We start from the raw sequence: 16,912 nt of genomic DNA, 5'->3' as shown, positions 1-16,912 counted from the left end.
CACAGGTATCAAACTTTTCACGATTCCATGAATATTAGAATCATGATGGCTAATTTGGTTATATTGTATACTGCTACAGCTAACATAAGGTAGACACAGCCCCAAGCGAAATTTTGGTTTTCAAATGGTTCGGAGCTGAGACCGTCATCGGCACTTTGGCAACACCAGCGATTGTAATCACACTTGATAGAATAAAACACAGTTGCGCGCACTATTTCCTGGTTAGTCGAAGTTTATCTCAATGCCCTTTGAGCAATATCAACATCACGTGTTCATGGCTTTCCATGTTGTTAATATCTTGCCCTCCGGCCACTACTCTTCAGAGCTCATAATGATGGCTTGCTTTTGGCTCTCTGTCCGCTCTGTTCTGGTCTGATCCCGTCCCGATAAATGGTGTTGTGGGCTCAGAGAGATTCTGCAGTTGTGTGCAGTGAAATAATCTTCAGATAGATATCATTCTCCTGAACATATCCTATTAACGGCAGAATCTCACGATTCTGCCGTTTTTGTATTATTTTTCAGAGGAGTAGTGATGGAGAATTCTGAAGGATTGAAGTCGTTTCAGCAATCGCTGTCCGGCTTGCCATACTGGTTATCTGAACGCTTATTGCAGCAGATAAACCAGATCACTAACTATGAGCCGGTAATAGGCATTATGGACAAAACTGGAGCCGGTAAATCCAGTCTGTGCAATGCACTCTTTTCTGGGGAGGTATCGCCGGTCAGTGATGTGGCCGCCTGTACGCGTGAGGCACTGCGCTTTCGTCTGCAGGTCGGTGAGCGTCTGATGACGATCGTTGACCTTCCCGGTGTGGGGGAAAGCAGTGCCCGCGATGCTGAGTATGCTGCGCTTTACCAGCAACAGCTTCCCCGGTTGGATCTGGTGCTGTGGCTGATTAAGGCTGATGATCGGGCTCTGGCGGTGGATGAGCACTTTTACCGTCAGGTTATTGGTGAGGTATACCGGCATAAGGTGCTGTTCGTTATCAGTCAGTCGGACAAGGCCGAACCCACCAGCGGTAATGGTCAGTTGTCCGCTGCGCAGAAGCAGAATATCAGCCGCAAAATCTGCCTGCTGCATGAGCTATTTCAGCCAGTATATCCGGTGTGTGCCATTTCGGTTCGGGCTAAGTGGGGATTGCAGATGATGGCTGAGCGGATGATTAAGTGCCTTCCCCGTGAGGCCAGCAGTCCCGTGGTGGCGCAACTGCAGACTCCCTTTCGTACAGCGACAGTCCAGGAGAAAGCGCGTGACGATTTTGGTGAAACCGTCGGCGCGGCGCTGGATGCGGTAAGTGCCCTGCCGCTGATATCGGCCCCGGTGCGGGCAGTCATACAGGCTGTCCGTAACACCGTGGTGTCCGTTGCCCGGGCTGTCTGGAATTTCTTCTTCTGAATGTTTAACGCTTGCCTGCTTTTTCTCGAGCCCTGTCGCACAAGCGACAGGGCTCTCTTTTTATTAGTTTTCCCCGTTATGAGGAGTCTATTTATGACCCGTCTTACTTCGCGCTTTGGCGCTGCAAATCTTATTCGTCGTGACCGTCCGTTAACCCGTGAGGAGCTGTTTCGCGTGGTGCCCAGCGTATTCAGCGAGGACAAACACGAATCCCGCAGTGAACGTTATACCTATATTCCGACTATATCTCTGTTGGACAGTCTACAGCGGGAAGGCTTCCAGCCATTCTTTGCCTGTCAGACCCGTGTGCGTGATCCGGATCGTCGCGAACACACCAAGCATATGCTGCGTCTGCGGCGTGAGGGACAGATAACCGGTAAGCAGGTGCCGGAAATTATCCTGCTCAACTCTCACGATGGCAGCAGTTCGTACCAGATGCTGCCGGGACTATTTCGTGCGGTTTGTCAGAACGGCCTTGTCTGTGGTGAGTCGTTTGGCGAGGTGCGGGTGCCGCATAAGGGGGACGTGGTGAGTCAGGTGATTGAAGGCGCGTATGAGGTACTGGGGATTTTTGACCGGGTGGAGGAGAAACGGGATGCCATGCAGTCGTTGCTGTTGCCGCCCCCGGCACAGCAGGCACTGGCAAAAGCCGCTCTCACATACCGCTTTGGTGAAGACCACCAGCCGGTGACTGAGTCGCAAATACTCTCTCCGCGCCGCTGGCAGGATGAGAGTAACGACCTGTGGACAACGTACCAGCGTATTCAGGAGAACCTGATTAAGGGCGGTCTCAGTGGGCGTAACGCCAAAGGAGGACGGTCACATACCCGTGCCGTTCGCGGTATTGACGGGGACGTGAAACTTAACCGGGCACTATGGGTGATGGCGGAAGCGATGCTCACGCAGCTGCAGTAAGCGTTTCATGTTGCCACGTTGTTAATACCGGACACCACCTGTCCGCATTGCAACGTGCTGGCGGTCCTCACTCACCGAGGGATGGCTTGTAACCCCCGCTACATCTGGCTTTTGCAGAAATGAAAAATAGTTTCTGTTGTGTCCATACCCTGTCCGCCCCTCTCTTTAAAATAATCACATCATTTTCAGCCAGTTAACTTTCCTGGAGAACCTCTCATGACACAGGCAGAGCGCCGCCATGACCGGCTGGCTGTCAGGCTGTCACTGATAATCAGCCGTCTGGTGGCGGGGGAAACGCTGAGTGTACGTAAGCTGGCCGCTGAGTTTGGTGTGTCGGTACGTACGCTGCGGCGTGATTTTCGCGAGCGGCTGATGTATCTGGACCTGGAGTATCAGTCCGGATATTGCCGCTTACGCACTGCTGGCAGTGAGACGCAGATGGTGCCCGACGTGCTTATCTTTGCCCACCGCAGCGGGATGGCCGGTCTTTTCCCTGGTTTTGACCGTCGTCTGGTGAACGCACTGCTGATGTGCGATGAGTCCCCCTGCGTAATAGCACCAGCTAATCCGGTTTCTTCGCCGTCAGTAGCATTGTCTTTCTGGCGACTGATTCAGGCCATTACCGGGGGCAGGCGGGTGACGCTGATTGCAGAGGGACGGCGCTGCGAGCGGCTGGCTCCCTGCCGGTTACTCATCCACCAGCAGACCTGGTACCTGGTGGCAGAGCACGACGGACATATCGCTGTATTCACCCTGGATGAAATCCATCTGGTTCAGCCCCTGCAGGAGACTTTCCGGCGTAACGACAGTCTGTGTCGTCTTGTTGAAGACCCGGTCTTTATTCAGACCTTACCTCATTTTCGCTTTATCCAGCAGTCACTGCTTGCGTTTGTTCCGGTCGACAGCCCACCGGAATAATGCAGGTCTATCTCAACTAATCCGCAGGGAGAGCCTATGCCATTCATTGCCATTATCGCCATTGTTGTCATCGTCATCATTCTGAGCAAAACCGGGGTGTCCGAGAGCCTCACGGCCCTGACCCTTGCCACTGTTGCTGCGTTGCTAACAGGTGGAGGGACAGCCGGTGCTGCCAGTGTCGCACTGACACCGTTCGTCGGCATACCCGTGGGTGTTTTCGTCGGCATTTATGTCTTTGCCAAAGTAGTTCGTCTGATTTCAGGGAAAAAATAATGAAACGTAAAACACCACCTCTGCTGGCCCTGGTTGCCACCATTCTGTTTCTGAGCGCCTGCGATGACAGGAGTGATGACCTGAAGGCCATCAGCAAATTCAAGGACCTCACGCCTCCGCGCTTCAGCGATGTTGTCAGCCGTCAGGATGATGTCAGCGAAGAATGGTCACAGATTGGCTACTCATCCGGTCTCACCCTGCAGGTCTTACGTACCCGCCAGTCGCCCGATGGCTGCGAGGGAGGCAGTTACTACTACCTCGTGGATATGGAGGAAAAAACCGTGCAGCCGTTGATGAATGCGCTGTGTATTGCCGACAACATCAGACTGGAATACCACGAGAAAACTGACCCGCGTACCCGGGAGCGTTTCCTTGAATATTCCCATGACGGCAAACTGATGGGACGGCTGCTGATACCCTCAAATCCTGATAACAGGGAATAAATACAAAGATAAAGGAGACAGAAATGAAAATACGTTCACTAAGCCGGTTTGTTCTGGCAGGAGCATTGTTTACCAGCTTTACTGCTTCTGCGCTCCCGGGGATTTGGCAGCAAGGTTACGGCCAGGGCAATGCGGAATACAGCGTGACGGATGCCAGTGGGAAAATGTTTACCATCAACTGTACGGAAAATCCGGACCAGAACGGTATTTACCAGCACTCGGTTTTTCTGACCCTCGCAGGGGATAAAACGATCAGCTCACATGATGACAGTACTGACATCACAGTGGTGATGGACCATAAGCAATATGCCATTCCCTCAACCCTTGGCTGGCGTAACGGAGATAATACTTGGTTCAGCTTCATCATGGATATCCGTAAGGCCCGGCAGTTCGACGTCTACGTCAATGACCAGAAAGTTGGATCGTTTAACCTTGATGTTCGGAATGCACAAAAGGTCCTGCCAACATTAGCGGACTGCACTAACGACTGATAGTTGCATTTTCACGTTCCCGACAACCCTGATTGCCTGTGGCTGCCAGGGTTTTCATTTTTTTCTTAATCTCCAGAGGTAGGCCACGTACTTTCGAACGATGAGCGCAGTGGTCAGTTTTTTTCAGATATATTTATCTTTTTTTGGTTGTAAGGTCTGCTAAGAGCGAGGTATAGACTTTTATACCCTGAAAGTTATGCTATTAGGCGATCCAGGGTATGCACGTGCTGGTTAAGCGGGATACTTACCCCTACCCTGTCGAAAGGCTGTACACTGATAACACCTATAGATAATTCTGAGTATTTTATGATTTTGTACAAATACATAGACAATGCATCATTAGATCGATTCTTCAAAGATGGCTGCATTTCTATAAAATTCACCCCTCACAGTGAGTTTAATGATCCGTTCGAAAGTTATGGATATGCACTTGATGATGAATCAATTGAATCATTAACTATGAGGTATGAGATCAATCAAAACCTTGCCTGTTTATGCCTTTCTAAAAATCCACTCAACGTATTGATGTGGTCACATTATGCTGATAAGCATCAGGGCTTTGTTGTAGCAATCGACACTGAGAAAGCAGGATTTGATGATGAAACAAAATGCCTGATTACAGCTCCGAAAGGTGAAATTGTTTATTTAGAGAGCCGAATGAAAAGCAAACTAAAAATCAGTCAAGAAAATATCTATAATACTGATATAATTAGTAAATTATTGCTTACTAAATCACTGCATTGGAAATATGAAGAAGAAATCAGAATAATAAAAAAGACAGACGCATTACAAAAACAAGGCACGGTTTTAATTGATAAAATAATTGATCTAAAATCAATAACAGGTATCTATATTGGGATAAACAACAAGAAGGTTGATGAAATAATTAAAAATAACAGTACATTAGAAGCATTGATTTTGAACAAGGCAGTGCAGTTATATCAGTGTGAATTTAAAAAAAGTACATGGGATCTCGCCATAGAAAGTTATGAATACACCAAATACCCGCATGATATGCAGAGGATGGATATATTTGATTCTGCAGAGAAGGTTTTAAGAGCGATGGAACGTAACCACATAGGCGGTTGAGATTATCCGCGGCGATTACCATGTCAACAATGTACGCTCCCGGCATGGAGCGGACTTCCTGAAGTCCCCTAAGGTCCGCAATGAGCGAGTAGCGGACGTTGGTAATTGTTATAACCGACTTGGGGAAGTTACTAGCATTGCGGAGTGTTAATAAACTGGGAGCAGATCAGCGCACTACTTCATTTGGACCCAGCCTCCATCAATATCATACAAGGGAAGCATCGAGAGCTTGCCTAAATTCTGATGCATCACTTCTCATTACATGGTCAATTTTTTGAAATTCTCTTTTCAAGGCCACACGATATGAGTTCTTGGTCGGCATATCCGAGCCAATGATCACCGCAGTAAGAAATGATGAGGAGACATCCGCTAAATTAGTGTCACGCTGAATATTGATATGGCTACGGACGACGACCTCAAGTAAATATGTCTTGAACTGTGCAGAGATTTTCTCACTTGGAATGATGTCTCTTAGCATTGAGCCAAGCAACTTAGTGGCTTCCTTAGAAATATAGTGCCGATCAAAACCATCACCAGCACGGGTAGCCTCAGGTATCTCAGAGTCCTTAATCCGTGCGCTCTGTTCAGCCCAATCCGTGGCAATGCTGACTAGGCGATAGAGAAGAAAGTGATAAGGTGTCGGCCACTCTTGATAGCTTTCCTCATCCGGCGGCACAGCTATCTGCTTAAGGATCTTCTCCGCGAAGTAGCCAAAATAGTGTAACCACATATGGTCTTGAAGCCCCTGATGGATACCCTCATGAATCATGATTTCGAAAAGTGTTATTCCCGAATTGATTGGGCAGCGGAACCTGCCTGCGTCATGGTAGGAACCTAGCGGTTTGTTAAGTTTCTCGATCAACTTATTATCTTCATCTAGCCGTCTGCATACAGCCTCTCCAATGGCCTTATCCAAACCGTTCTTCAGCGCCATCTCGGCGTCGGCAAAGAAAAATCGAAGCAATCTGTTATTTTCAGGAAGATATAACCTACTACCAACACTCTGGTTTTGATTGTTTTTCAACTCCACGTAGAGACGACTTCCAGGAGCATCGAGCAGTGCATCTATGTAGTGGTCAATAAAATCGGAGCGTATAGCTTCATTGGATTGAAGAAGCCTAAGGCAAAAATGTGGATGCGCAACCGCCAGATGGATGGTTAGCTCTGGAGAGGTGACCAGATTCAAGAGGACTTCATGGGCTTGCGTGCTGGCATCATCACGAACTAGACTCCACGACTTCAATTTTTGAAGTAAGGAATTCAAACGCTTTCGCCATGCAGGTAATACTATTGGTCTTTCACCTCGAAAAATAGCTGCCATATCAATTTGTTGCCTGTCGAAGCGATCAATCCAGCGCACGAGCAAAGACTGCCGCTTGGTCAAGGAAATTAGTTTCGGCAACTGAGGTTCGACTAATAATACCAACTCGTCATAGCGCCTAGTGAGATGCAAGTTTTCAATCAATTCACGGAATATGTGGACTCTACCTCGAGCAAGAGTAGGAAATCTTGTACGCCAAAAGAAATAGCAGGCAACGGATAATAGAAGCAGGTAAACCGCGCTTGAACTATCAAGCCCCCACTTCCACGACCCTAAACTATAGTACAGTCCAAGCCTTTCTAAGGTCGGAGCAAAAACTAAATAATGAATGAGGAGAAAAACTCCGCCACCGACAAACCAATCTCTCCAAGTCATGCAGAAGCGAAGGCGAAGCCTGTTAGTAGGGGAAATCAACGCCCAGACGGCAGCGATTACCCCTAATATGGTGAGCAAGCTAGCAGTATCAGTTTGTGTCGGCGTTGTCATATGATCTTCGTTTTTTGTGTTCAGTATTTTTCTGACAAGTTTACATGCGTCAGATAAATTTGTAATACATAGCTCGTTTAAAAAATCATGGGTTGGGGTGCTCCAACATTTTTGTAGATAAAAAAAGGCCAAGCCCCGACCTGTCGAGTTCACTAAGCTCAGGTGTTGAATGTATCAATCCAGCAAACACATCGTATGCATTTTAAATTGATGCTGTCCCAAACAGACATTTTTGTTTTCCTGTCCTGCTTCCGGTAAGCCAACACATCATGATGCAAGCAGCGCCCTCTTCTGGCACGAAGCGGACCACCTGAAGAGCCGTAAGGTCTGCTACGAGCGAAGAGCGGACCTGAGATTGTGGTATGTTAATTTATGGGGAGCAGGTCAATTGCATTAGTTATCTTTTTTGCTTTTCTTCCCATTCCTTTGCAGTGGTCTGATACCACTCTTCATGTGCTCGTTGTTCCTCGGCTCTGTCACTTGAGCTATAGTTGTCTGTTTTAATTTTTTTGCCTCCTTGGGAAATCGGCCTCCAGTCTTCTCTAATCTTTTTCACCTGCTCGGCTATCTGTGTCATTGGGCTCCTTGCTCCTAAGTAGCTAACCCCCTCGAAAAAAGCCATATCATAAGAATACTCATTCCGCTCTCTTTCAGTTGAGCCCGGCTGTTTAGACCAACTAATACTGACGGAATAAACTTGATCTTTAATCTGTTCATACTTGCAAAGACTGCTGTTGAGGGAATGGCCATTTTTCAATACGCTAACCTTGCTAAATGGTATACCTCTATTTTTTCTATGTTCTGCATTTACCAGTGGGGGATTAAATCCGATTTCAATATCATAGGCTGGGGCATTTCCGGTATTAGCAATATTGATATCAAAATAAAAAGCAGCCCAAGAATTTGGTTCAAGAGTCACAACGACATGAGGTTGAACTGATGCGTCAACCATCCTTTTTGTCTCGTCTGCTAATAGCCTTGTTACTCTCCACAAGAAAAATGTTGCAACTGCTGTTAGCAATGCTGCAAAAGCGGAGATAAGTGTGCCTACTGTGTTTATATGCTCTGCGATAAACTCGATCATGAGTTGTCCTTGGGGTGGCGTGCTAATTGTTTCCAAGAATAAAATAGCGCCCGGCTTGAAAAATTGCACGCTTATGGTTCGATTACCCTCAACGGTTAAGGCTTCAACTTCCCCCATGCGCCTCACCCAGCCGAAGGCTGTATGAGATCTGAAAAAGAACTTACTGACACTTGAAACGTGGCAGCGGCTAGGGTTGCTCATACCCTGCTTGTGCAGGATTTTAATTTCCATAACTGTCTCAAAAGTGACCATAAGCTCTCCCGAATCAGGAGAGCAGATTAACCCCTGGATCTGATTTCAGGCGTCGGATATGGATCACTTTCGCACCGTTAGTAACAAATGCTGCTGTATTCGAAGATGTGTATCGCTTTCTGTTGAATGGTTCTGGGCGGCTGGAACTGCGCCGCATTGACGTGGCCGCTGTCCGTGTCTTCCTTTGGAACTATAAATACCGCCGCTGTGTGGTGACAGCGCCTAACGTCTGCCGTATTAATCACTGTCATAGAATCGGGCGCGTGCGCGCTGCGATATATTGCTCCGCGAACGCTGCTGAGGGCGGCTTTAATGTTAGGCGTTTATTTGGCCTTTCACCCACCAGCATGAGTTCAATGCTGGTGAGTTACCGACAACAATATAAAGGGGTTGGCGTCATCAATCCTGAGTAGAGTCAAAGCCTTTAACTGGTTTTATGATCAGTGTCAATTGTTTGATTATTGATCGTTTACGAAGCTGCACGGGAGTCATATAACTAATGGGCAGGCATAAGCCTGTATCACGAGGAATCAGTAAAATGGCTGATGACAAGACCAAAATCGGTAGCCCTGACAATGATTTAATAAGTATCAAACAGGATTACGAGAGACGTGATTGGGCTGAAAAGTATGGAGTTAGTGAGGCCAAACTTATTCAAGCCGTACAGGCCGTAGGTCATTCGGCTAAGAAAGTACAGGCATGGCTTAAAGACCATTGATATATGAGCGCCTTCCGGGGCGCTTTTTTCTTTGTCCTTTGGAAGATGATTTATGGCTAATAATTTATTTATTACTTACGACCTCATTAAAACGAAAGATTATGCAGCTGTGTATGATGCAATTAAATCTTTAGGGAATTGGGCTGTACCAACTGAATCGAACTGGTATGTTAACTGTAGTTACTCTGCCGAGGATGCAGCCAAAATTGTAAGGGCGGTCATGGATAGTGATGATAAGCTTATTGTTGTAGACGCAACCAATAACTCAGCTTATTGGTACAATCTCTCGGATGAAATTAGTAACCAAATTCTGACTGAGTGGCACAAGTAATAAAAGGGGGGATAGCCCCCTTTTATTCAGAAGCTATCATAATTGACACATTAAATATACTGGGTTAATTCTTTCATCCCTGCTCCCTTGCTATATGTCCTGAATGCTTCCTTTTTGGCATTCTGCTCAGTATGTCCGGTAATGGCACAGAGTGAACCTTCATCACCCGGCATCCACATGCCGCATGCCATCGTCAGGCTGAAAGACTGGCTATCGAAGAACGCAGTTTCTTCCAGTTGTAATCTGAGATCCGAAAACGCCCAGTACCCGAGCTCTTGCGGTCTGTTACTGGAAGGTTTTACATTCTTCTATTGAAATTGAATATGAAAGGTGAATTTGAAACGTTCCTGCCATATGCCTCTGTCCGAGGCCTCCCGCCGGGCGGCCTGGCAACTGTCAGTATAGATCGTAACGGGAAATCAGTATAAAGGGAGACCATTGTTAAATTCGAGTTCCGGCAGTCCGGACAGATCAAACACACAAATACAACATGGAGATTAAAAGATGGGAAAATTTACAAGCTCGAATGATTATGCTGGCCCGTATTTCATACTGCGTCATGGCAGTCTCCGTCCCGGAGATATTATTCTGGAGCGGGGGTATGAAATGCACTCAGATATAATCTGCCAGCAGACCGGCAGCCACTACTCTCATGCAATGATATATGTTGGCGGGACGATTATTGAAGCCACAAGTGACGGAGGCGTATTCAGTCGTATTCCAAACCGATCGGCGGTAAGGGCCATATCTGATTTCAAAGTCCTTAGGCTGGCCAAAGATCCGGGACAAGAAATAACAACAATTGCGTGCAATCAGGCCCGTTACCTTGTGGGCAGCCAGTATTCAGTTGCTGAAGCCATTTTAGTGAAAGGCCCTGAATTTACGAGGAAATTCCGTGAAAACAGCAGAAAACAGTTTTGTTCACGCTTAGTGGCGCAATGCTTTAAAAAAGCAGGCATAAATCTTGTCAGTGATGCGAATTTCTGCTCGCCTGCTGAACTTGAACGATGCGGGCTTCTGGTGACAGTCCCTGATATGGTCCGCCGTGCTTCCGAACAAGAGGCCGCATTCGCGCTTGAGGTTTCGCCGCACGCCAGTCATGCTAAAAATACGGTTCGTTTTGTGGAAGCGGCACTCGGTATTTTAAAAAATCACGGTATCAAAACCGTGGGGGACTCAGACGGAGAAGTGACTGTCACGACGTTAAACGACATTACTCAGGCCGCATTCGAAAACAGAACTTCTCCCGGGCTTGACGGGGAAATGACGGAGGCCATGCGAGCATCGGGCTACCTAGACCATATTGAAATGGACAGGCAACAGAACCCCTTTCGCTATGATTTTGACCTGTTCAGTGCCCGGATTGGCCAGGATGCTGACGATAATGAAATTTCTGAGAGGCTTTGGGGGGAGATCAACAAAGAAGCTCAGGTTTTTATTCCCCGCCTGCAGTCATACATAAATGGCAAACATAATCTTGTATGGGATCTAGATTATTTTAAAGCCGAATTTTCTATATATGAAGGCCTATTGCAGGCGCTGTATGACCGTACCGTGATCATAGAACAGTACTCTGTCTTAAAAAAAGATATTCCGTTTTTCAGTGAAATTTATGAGCTAAGTAATGCTATTTTAAAAGAAATAAGGGAGCATGCACCGGAGATTGCTATTTCCTGAAGTTATCAATACCGTAAACTCATGAGGCGCACTTACTGACCTGATGTATCTTGGGCACCCACCGATAGCAAGCAAGACGTAAGCGCAGACAACTGCTGGTCAGTGCCCGGAAGACCAGCGCTGTTATACACGTTAAAAGGGCCGCAGTAATTCTGCAATCAGAGGCTGAGGGATCGGGATCAGACCGGTGTCAGCAAACGTTGCCGCTGTCATCTGCTTAAAAGCTGGCTGTTTTCCCGGAGACGCTTGATGGCATCCGGCACCAGTTGCAATAACTTGCGGAAGTTTGCTGCCGCATCTCGGTAACGAACATCCTCTGAGCCTGCTTCCGTTTCCGCAGATCCGAAAACCCCAATGTCGGAACTGTAGTGGTCGTCCTTCGCGGGACTGAAGGAAAAGTTCAGGCAAGAGATTTGAAGCGAGGAAATAATCTGGGGTAGTTTCGTAGTCCGCTATGAGCGAAGAGCAGAAGTCCGTAGTTGAGTCACCATGAATCTTGCTAACAATGCCGTGTGCCAATCAACTGGGAATAGATCAAGATGTAATAAAAAGATCAACTTAATTCTATAATGTCTGTTGTTATCTAGGAGCGGTTCCTTGAACCGCCTGCGATTTGGCTACGGTAGACTTATTGAGAATTTGCAGACCACCATGGCGAAGGTCGTCGATGCCAGCTACGGGGAAAAGGAGATCATCTTGTTAGTAAATATTGACTTCGACAATCAATCGACAGTTGCCAGTATTTCGTTGGAAGGTTGGGATCAACCGCTTGTCGAATTCCTCTCACGGTATTTTACCATCCAAGAAGACATTCTTCGTTTGGACTACTCCCACCTATCAACTAAGAACCTCATTACAGCTAAGAGTTGGCCTTATAGATCGCAAACAGAGCGTGAGCACTTTACGTTCGAATTCAAGGATGCGGCACAGCAGGGGCAGATAGCGCTGACCTTAAAAATTCTCGGACACGGATCCGCGGGGATCGAGAAGTCGTCCTCTATCTTGGACCCAAATTCTTACCTGCACGCTCAGGATATCTTCTGGGAGGGCATACTTAATGGCGATCCTCCGGGCTTACGTGAAATCATTGTGGCGGAAATCAAGTCAAGTGCGATTTGGGTTGAATGGTTGCTCGCTAACCGCTCATATTCTCGGAATAAGTATTTGGATGATCAGCAGATCATGAAGGCGTTGGTGGTCAATACGTCCGAGGAAGATTGCATCTATGTTCTTGATCTAGTCGACCCTCATCTGGGGGGGGATCCTTGGGCTTTCGAACAACTGGTCCAGCAGCATTGGCAGCCTGTACGCGACTACTTGGAAAAAAATATCAACAGGACGTCGGACTATTCAAACCGCGGAATGACTGAGTTGATCTCCTCTCTATATGCGAATTCGCCGACAGTGCAGAATTCCCGGTGGGCTTGCGAACAGGTTTTTGAACGAGCAGATCCGTCAGTATTTCCTGAGCTAATCCAACATTGTCGCGCGATATTGCCGGAGGATGTACGTAATCTGTTCCTGCGCTGGAACATCATTTCGAAGAAAGAGAAGAAAGACAATATCAAGCATTGCGTTGCCAAAGCCTTCTCGAGTCTTGCTACATTGTACGTGGACACCATACCCTCGGACCTCGCGCTTGCGGCTGCTTGGCACGAGTTTGGAGACCCAGCGCGGTCTAGTCAGCAAAGCGTCGTTGCCAGCCTCAGAGAACTACCATCCCAGGCGTGGGATAGAGAAACGCTGTGGACCCAATTAGGTCCGTCCGCCCGCGAGGCCTGGCGGCAGGATCTGTTCGATCGGGTTAATGAGGAACCTGAGTTAGCCCAAGGGCTCCTCAATTTTGCCTGCCTTTGGCTCGAGCAGACGGCATTCGCCGAAGTCGAGCCAGTGCTTTTGCGATTGATGGATGACGAGGAGCATCTGGCGTTTGCGAATCGGCTTGTCGGCACTGATGTAAGGCAACTGCAACTGAGGTGCAAGGGACTAGTGCGGTCCAAGCAAGGTGCACTGGACCTAGAGGGGCCGGTAGGTCGGAGCGAGGGTGCCGCTGTGTTGCCTAGCGTAGGAGCCCAAACTTGGCTGGGCGACCCTTCGGTGGAGCGCATCATCTATAGGGCGCTTAGCCAGATTGAGGAAGAATTTTGTTGCGAATATCCGGATACCTGGGGAGAGGACGAGGAAGCCCATACGGCGCGCCTCCTGAGTCTGACAAAGGTGGCGATTAGCAACGTGAGTAGCCAGTTGCGCCAACTCTCGGCTACGACGCGGGCGACGTATCCGAGCCTGACAGTGAACGTGCGTCAACCCAGTAAGCGGGAGGAAGGGGCGAACACACAAGCCGGTGCTCCGCTGGGAGCAGACGTGCTGTTCCTGAGCCGTATCGTGGACAAGGGGAAAACAGTGGTCCAGCGTGCGACCCTTATGCAGGTGAAAAAGCGCAAAGGCACTAATTCGGGACAGGCCTTCAGTTCGACGGTAGGCATTAACCTGAAACAGTGCGAGGACATACTCAAACAGTCAGAACACGCCTACTACCTATTCACGACTCCGGCCTCGCCTCGCCCGGTTCTCTGGGTTGCCCCAGCGCGGCTCGTCAGAAATTTGACCCAATTGCACACGAGCAAATCCACGGTTTCGGTGATGCAGGTGCGCGACGCCAGCTGCTCCTACGCGGATTTTTTTCTGCACGAGCTTGTTGGCCTGTGGGCTGGCGACGAGCATGAGGACATCATCGCCGTCGCCAACGGCGATCCTCGGCTTGGGCGAACACCTCGCCATATTGTTGAAATCGAGGTTCGCCGCCAATCTGATTAATGCTTCGGGGAGAAATTCATGTTCCAACTATAGGGCAGAATCGTCTACCGGGGCGGGGGTAGTCCAGTCTAATTGGCCTACACCCCGTTGATTGCCACAGATTGTTCTCATTAACGTCCGCTCCTGGCACAGAACGGCCTATCAGCAATATAAAAGCATTCAGATATATATCATTTCTATGAACATACCCGATTAACGGCAGAATCTCACGATTCTGCCGCTTTTTTATTATTTTTCAGGGAAGTAGTAATGAGCAACTCTGAAGGTTGGTAGTCATTTTAACAAACGCTTTCTGGTCTGCCGCAGTGGGCATCGGCTGATTGCGTAGCAGGGCCACTGGTATCTGCCGGTATCACCGACATTAACATTGAAAACGACCAGGACAGTCACGTCCGCCTGATAATTCGTGATGCCGAAGGTCGGATGGTTGACGGGCATGGAACTTTTAACCGGATGCCGGTGAAGGTCTTAGCCGTTATATCCGCAGAACAGGCATCCGCACAGACACCTTCCCCCACTGACTCCGAATCATTTACCAGCAACATTTCACCTTCCCAAACGCGCTTTATTACCTCATACGCCAGCCATCGCCGCTGGCGTTTTTTATTGACGGAGAAAATCCATGACGACACAAACGCAATGCGAACTGGTGCCCGCTAATGAACCTCAATTTGACCTTACTGCAACACCAGTACCTGACGAACAGCGTCTCGATTTCTGGCCGCTGTACTTTGGTACTATCCCGCAGTGGATAACGCTGGAACCACGCATTTTCGCCTGGATGGACCGCTTCTGTGATGAGTACAACGGCGGTATCTGGTCCTTTTACACGCTCAGCAATGGCGGCGCGTTTATGGCTCCCGATGCTGACAGTGATGATAAATGGCATCTGCTCAACAGCATGAACGACAATGATGCGGAAATGAGTGCGGAAGCCGCCGGTATCGCTGCCTGCCTGATTGAATACAGCCATCACGCCTGTCGCACCGAATGCGATGCCATGACTGAGCACTATTACCGACTGCGGGATTATGCCCTGCAGCACCCTGAATCCAGCACCATTCTGCGCATTATTGATTGAGGACACTCATGATGGAACAGTCAATTTCCCCACTGGCTCCGGTACTCCCACTAAGCGCACAACGCACTGTGCAACATGCCCTGGCCCTGCTTGACCGCCACCTGCGCGAAACTGGCGTGGCGTTCACCTCCACACAGGCCGCCCGCGACTGGCTGCGGTTGAAAATGGCCGGGCTTGAGCGAGAGGAGTTTATGGTGCTTTATCTCAATCAGCAGAACCAGTTGATTGCCCACGAAACCCTGTTTGCCGGTTCCATTAGCAGCACCGAGGTACATCCCCGTGAGGTGGTCAAGCGGGCTCTGTACTTTAATGCGGCAGCAGTGTTATTTGCGCACAACCACCCTTCCGGTGACACCACACCCAGTCAGGCCGATAAAGCTGTCACGCAGCGTCTGGTGCAGGCGCTCCAGCTCGTTGATATCCGTGTGCCTGACCACCTTATCGTCGGTGGCACGCAGATATTGTCGTTCGCTGAACACGGTCTGCTTTGAGGTATTACATGAAAATTATCAGTAAACGCCGGGCGATGACGATTTACCGTCAGCATCCGGCCTCCCGTATTTTTCGCTACTGCACCGGCAGATACCAGTGGCGCGGCAGTGTCTGTCATTACAACGGTCAGGTAGTTCCTGACATTCCCGGCGTGCTGGCGGTATACGCCGAACGTCGCCAGGACCGCAACGGACCGTATGCCTGCCTAATGAGTATTACCCTGAACTGACAATAAAGGAGGCTATAAATGAGTAACATCACATGGGGCCTGCAGCGGGACATTACGCCACGCCTGGGAGCCCGTCTGGTGCAGGAGGGGAACCGGCTGCACTATCTGGCTGAGCGGGCAAATATCACCGATAAGTTTAGTGATGCCGAGTGTCTGAAGTTGGATGTCGCATTCCCGCATTTTATCAGTCAGATGGAATCAATGCTGACCACTGGTGAAATGAATCCTCGCCATGCCCACTGTGTCACCCTGAACCACAATGGTTTCACCTGCGAAGCCGATACCCTTGGTAGTTGCGGCTACGTATATATCGCCATTTATCCCACTCAACGCTAACGAATTTCACGAGAGCAAACATGAAAACTCTACCGGCTACAATTTCGCGGGCGGCGAAGCCCTGTCTGTCGCCCGTTGCAGTCTGGCAAATGCTTCTTACACGGCTACTAGAAAAACACTATGGTCTGACCCTGAACGATACGCCATTCAGTGATGAAACTGTTATTAAGGAACATATTGATGCTGGTATCACCTTGACTGATGCAGTCAACTTTCTGGTGGATAAGTACGAACTAGTGCGTTTTGATCGGAAAGGATTTTCGTGGCAAGAGCAGACCCCGTATCTTTCCGTAGTGGATATTTTGCGAGCAAGGCGCTCTACCGGCTTGCTAAAAACTAACGTGAAATAAACGCTTAAATACAGAGCAGACCAAAGGAAAGCAAAATGCTAATCTCACAGACGAAGAGGCTCCTGCTGTAACCTCCCCTCCCCTGCAAAAAACCTGACATTTTCTTTTAGGACCAACAATGGGACCAAATTGAAAATTGAATTGAAGGTTAAAACTTATCAAACAACAAGTTACACAACCAATTCAGACTCCGCCAGCCCACCAAAATTCTCC

Annotated in this window: 18 protein-coding genes and 1 pseudogene; 17 read left to right on the top strand and 2 right to left on the bottom strand. The window is 48.6% G+C overall.

Features of this window, described 5'->3' with window-relative positions; genetic code table 11:
* The first annotated feature begins 532 nt into the window (after positions 1-532).
* The 7 genes from AM410_RS12780 to AM410_RS12750 all read left to right on the top strand — a co-directional run bounded on the left by AM410_RS12780 (position 533) and on the right by AM410_RS12750 (position 5,525).
* Positions 533-1,396: a GTPase family protein gene (locus tag AM410_RS12780; protein ID WP_108647928.1), complete on the top strand. Its 864-nt coding sequence runs from the start codon at positions 533-535 to the stop codon at positions 1,394-1,396.
* A gap of 93 nt (positions 1,397-1,489) precedes the next feature.
* Positions 1,490-2,311, top strand: coding sequence for a DUF932 domain-containing protein (locus tag AM410_RS12775; RefSeq protein WP_108647926.1), 822 nt, complete (start codon positions 1,490-1,492; stop codon positions 2,309-2,311).
* A gap of 216 nt (positions 2,312-2,527) precedes the next feature.
* Positions 2,528-3,229: a DeoR family transcriptional regulator gene (locus tag AM410_RS12770; protein ID WP_108647924.1), complete on the top strand. Its 702-nt coding sequence runs from the start codon at positions 2,528-2,530 to the stop codon at positions 3,227-3,229.
* A 36-nt stretch (positions 3,230-3,265) separates the two neighbouring features.
* Positions 3,266-3,502, top strand: a complete 237-nt coding sequence (locus AM410_RS12765; protein WP_108647923.1) for a hypothetical protein — start codon at positions 3,266-3,268, stop codon at positions 3,500-3,502.
* Complete coding sequence (locus AM410_RS12760; RefSeq protein ID WP_108647921.1) at positions 3,502-3,945, top strand: YfjS/YafY family lipoprotein; 444 nt, start codon at positions 3,502-3,504, stop codon at positions 3,943-3,945. The genes AM410_RS12765 and AM410_RS12760 overlap by 1 nt, the downstream gene beginning before the upstream one ends.
* A gap of 23 nt (positions 3,946-3,968) precedes the next feature.
* A complete protein-coding gene (gene yfjT, locus AM410_RS12755; RefSeq protein WP_000702494.1) occupies positions 3,969-4,436 on the top strand; it encodes a protein YfjT in 468 nt (155 codons plus the stop codon).
* Positions 4,437-4,742: 306 nt separating this feature from the next.
* Complete coding sequence (locus AM410_RS12750; protein ID WP_108647920.1) at positions 4,743-5,525, top strand: DUF2971 domain-containing protein; 783 nt, start codon at positions 4,743-4,745, stop codon at positions 5,523-5,525.
* A gap of 205 nt (positions 5,526-5,730) precedes the next feature.
* Here the strand turns inward: AM410_RS12750 and AM410_RS12745 are convergent, their stop codons facing one another.
* Together AM410_RS12745 and AM410_RS12740 are read right to left on the bottom strand one after the other, a co-directional pair.
* Positions 5,731-7,332: a hypothetical protein gene (locus AM410_RS12745; RefSeq protein WP_181012742.1), complete on the bottom strand. Its 1,602-nt coding sequence runs from the start codon at positions 7,330-7,332 to the stop codon at positions 5,731-5,733.
* Between the two features lie 397 nt (positions 7,333-7,729).
* Positions 7,730-8,668, bottom strand: coding sequence for a hypothetical protein (locus tag AM410_RS12740; protein ID WP_236900065.1), 939 nt, complete (start codon positions 8,666-8,668; stop codon positions 7,730-7,732).
* 538 nt (positions 8,669-9,206) lie between these two features.
* On the opposite strand from AM410_RS12740, the gene AM410_RS12735 reads away from it, so the two are divergent.
* The 10 genes and pseudogenes from AM410_RS12735 (at position 9,207) to AM410_RS12690 (ending at position 16,699) form a co-directional block, all read left to right on the top strand.
* Entirely contained in the window at positions 9,207-9,386 is a 180-nt protein-coding gene (locus AM410_RS12735) for a DUF3606 domain-containing protein (protein WP_108647918.1), read from the top strand.
* Between the two features lie 52 nt (positions 9,387-9,438).
* Complete coding sequence (locus AM410_RS12730; RefSeq protein ID WP_108647916.1) at positions 9,439-9,717, top strand: hypothetical protein; 279 nt, start codon at positions 9,439-9,441, stop codon at positions 9,715-9,717.
* A 504-nt stretch (positions 9,718-10,221) separates the two neighbouring features.
* The gene (locus tag AM410_RS12725) at positions 10,222-11,394 is read left to right on the top strand and encodes a YiiX/YebB-like N1pC/P60 family cysteine hydrolase (RefSeq protein WP_108647914.1); all 1,173 of its coding nucleotides are present in this window, start codon (positions 10,222-10,224) and stop codon (positions 11,392-11,394) included.
* A gap of 597 nt (positions 11,395-11,991) precedes the next feature.
* Positions 11,992-14,211 (top strand): hypothetical protein, encoded by a 2,220-nt coding sequence (locus AM410_RS12720; RefSeq protein ID WP_236900064.1) that lies wholly within the window; start codon positions 11,992-11,994, stop codon positions 14,209-14,211.
* Between the two features lie 336 nt (positions 14,212-14,547).
* Positions 14,548-14,732: pseudogene (locus AM410_RS12715) on the top strand (DUF905 family protein).
* Positions 14,733-14,833: 101 nt separating this feature from the next.
* The gene (locus AM410_RS12710) at positions 14,834-15,292 is read left to right on the top strand and encodes an antirestriction protein (protein ID WP_000211836.1); all 459 of its coding nucleotides are present in this window, start codon (positions 14,834-14,836) and stop codon (positions 15,290-15,292) included.
* Between the two features lie 8 nt (positions 15,293-15,300).
* Positions 15,301-15,783 (top strand): JAB domain-containing protein, encoded by a 483-nt coding sequence (locus AM410_RS12705; RefSeq protein WP_040083479.1) that lies wholly within the window; start codon positions 15,301-15,303, stop codon positions 15,781-15,783.
* Between the two features lie 8 nt (positions 15,784-15,791).
* Complete coding sequence (locus AM410_RS12700; protein ID WP_000691992.1) at positions 15,792-16,013, top strand: DUF987 domain-containing protein; 222 nt, start codon at positions 15,792-15,794, stop codon at positions 16,011-16,013.
* Between the two features lie 18 nt (positions 16,014-16,031).
* Positions 16,032-16,349: a type IV toxin-antitoxin system YeeU family antitoxin gene (locus AM410_RS12695; protein WP_108647913.1), complete on the top strand. Its 318-nt coding sequence runs from the start codon at positions 16,032-16,034 to the stop codon at positions 16,347-16,349.
* 20 nt (positions 16,350-16,369) lie between these two features.
* Positions 16,370-16,699, top strand: a complete 330-nt coding sequence (locus tag AM410_RS12690) for a TA system toxin CbtA family protein (RefSeq protein ID WP_108647911.1) — start codon at positions 16,370-16,372, stop codon at positions 16,697-16,699.
* Positions 16,700-16,912 lie beyond the last annotated feature (213 nt).

Source organism: Enterobacter cloacae complex sp. FDA-CDC-AR_0164 (genome assembly GCF_003071645.1).
Classification (GTDB): Bacteria; Pseudomonadota; Gammaproteobacteria; order Enterobacterales; family Enterobacteriaceae; genus Enterobacter; species Enterobacter ludwigii.
The sequence above is the reverse complement of the archived record's forward strand: the minus strand, read 5'-3'. Positions and strand labels throughout refer to the sequence as shown.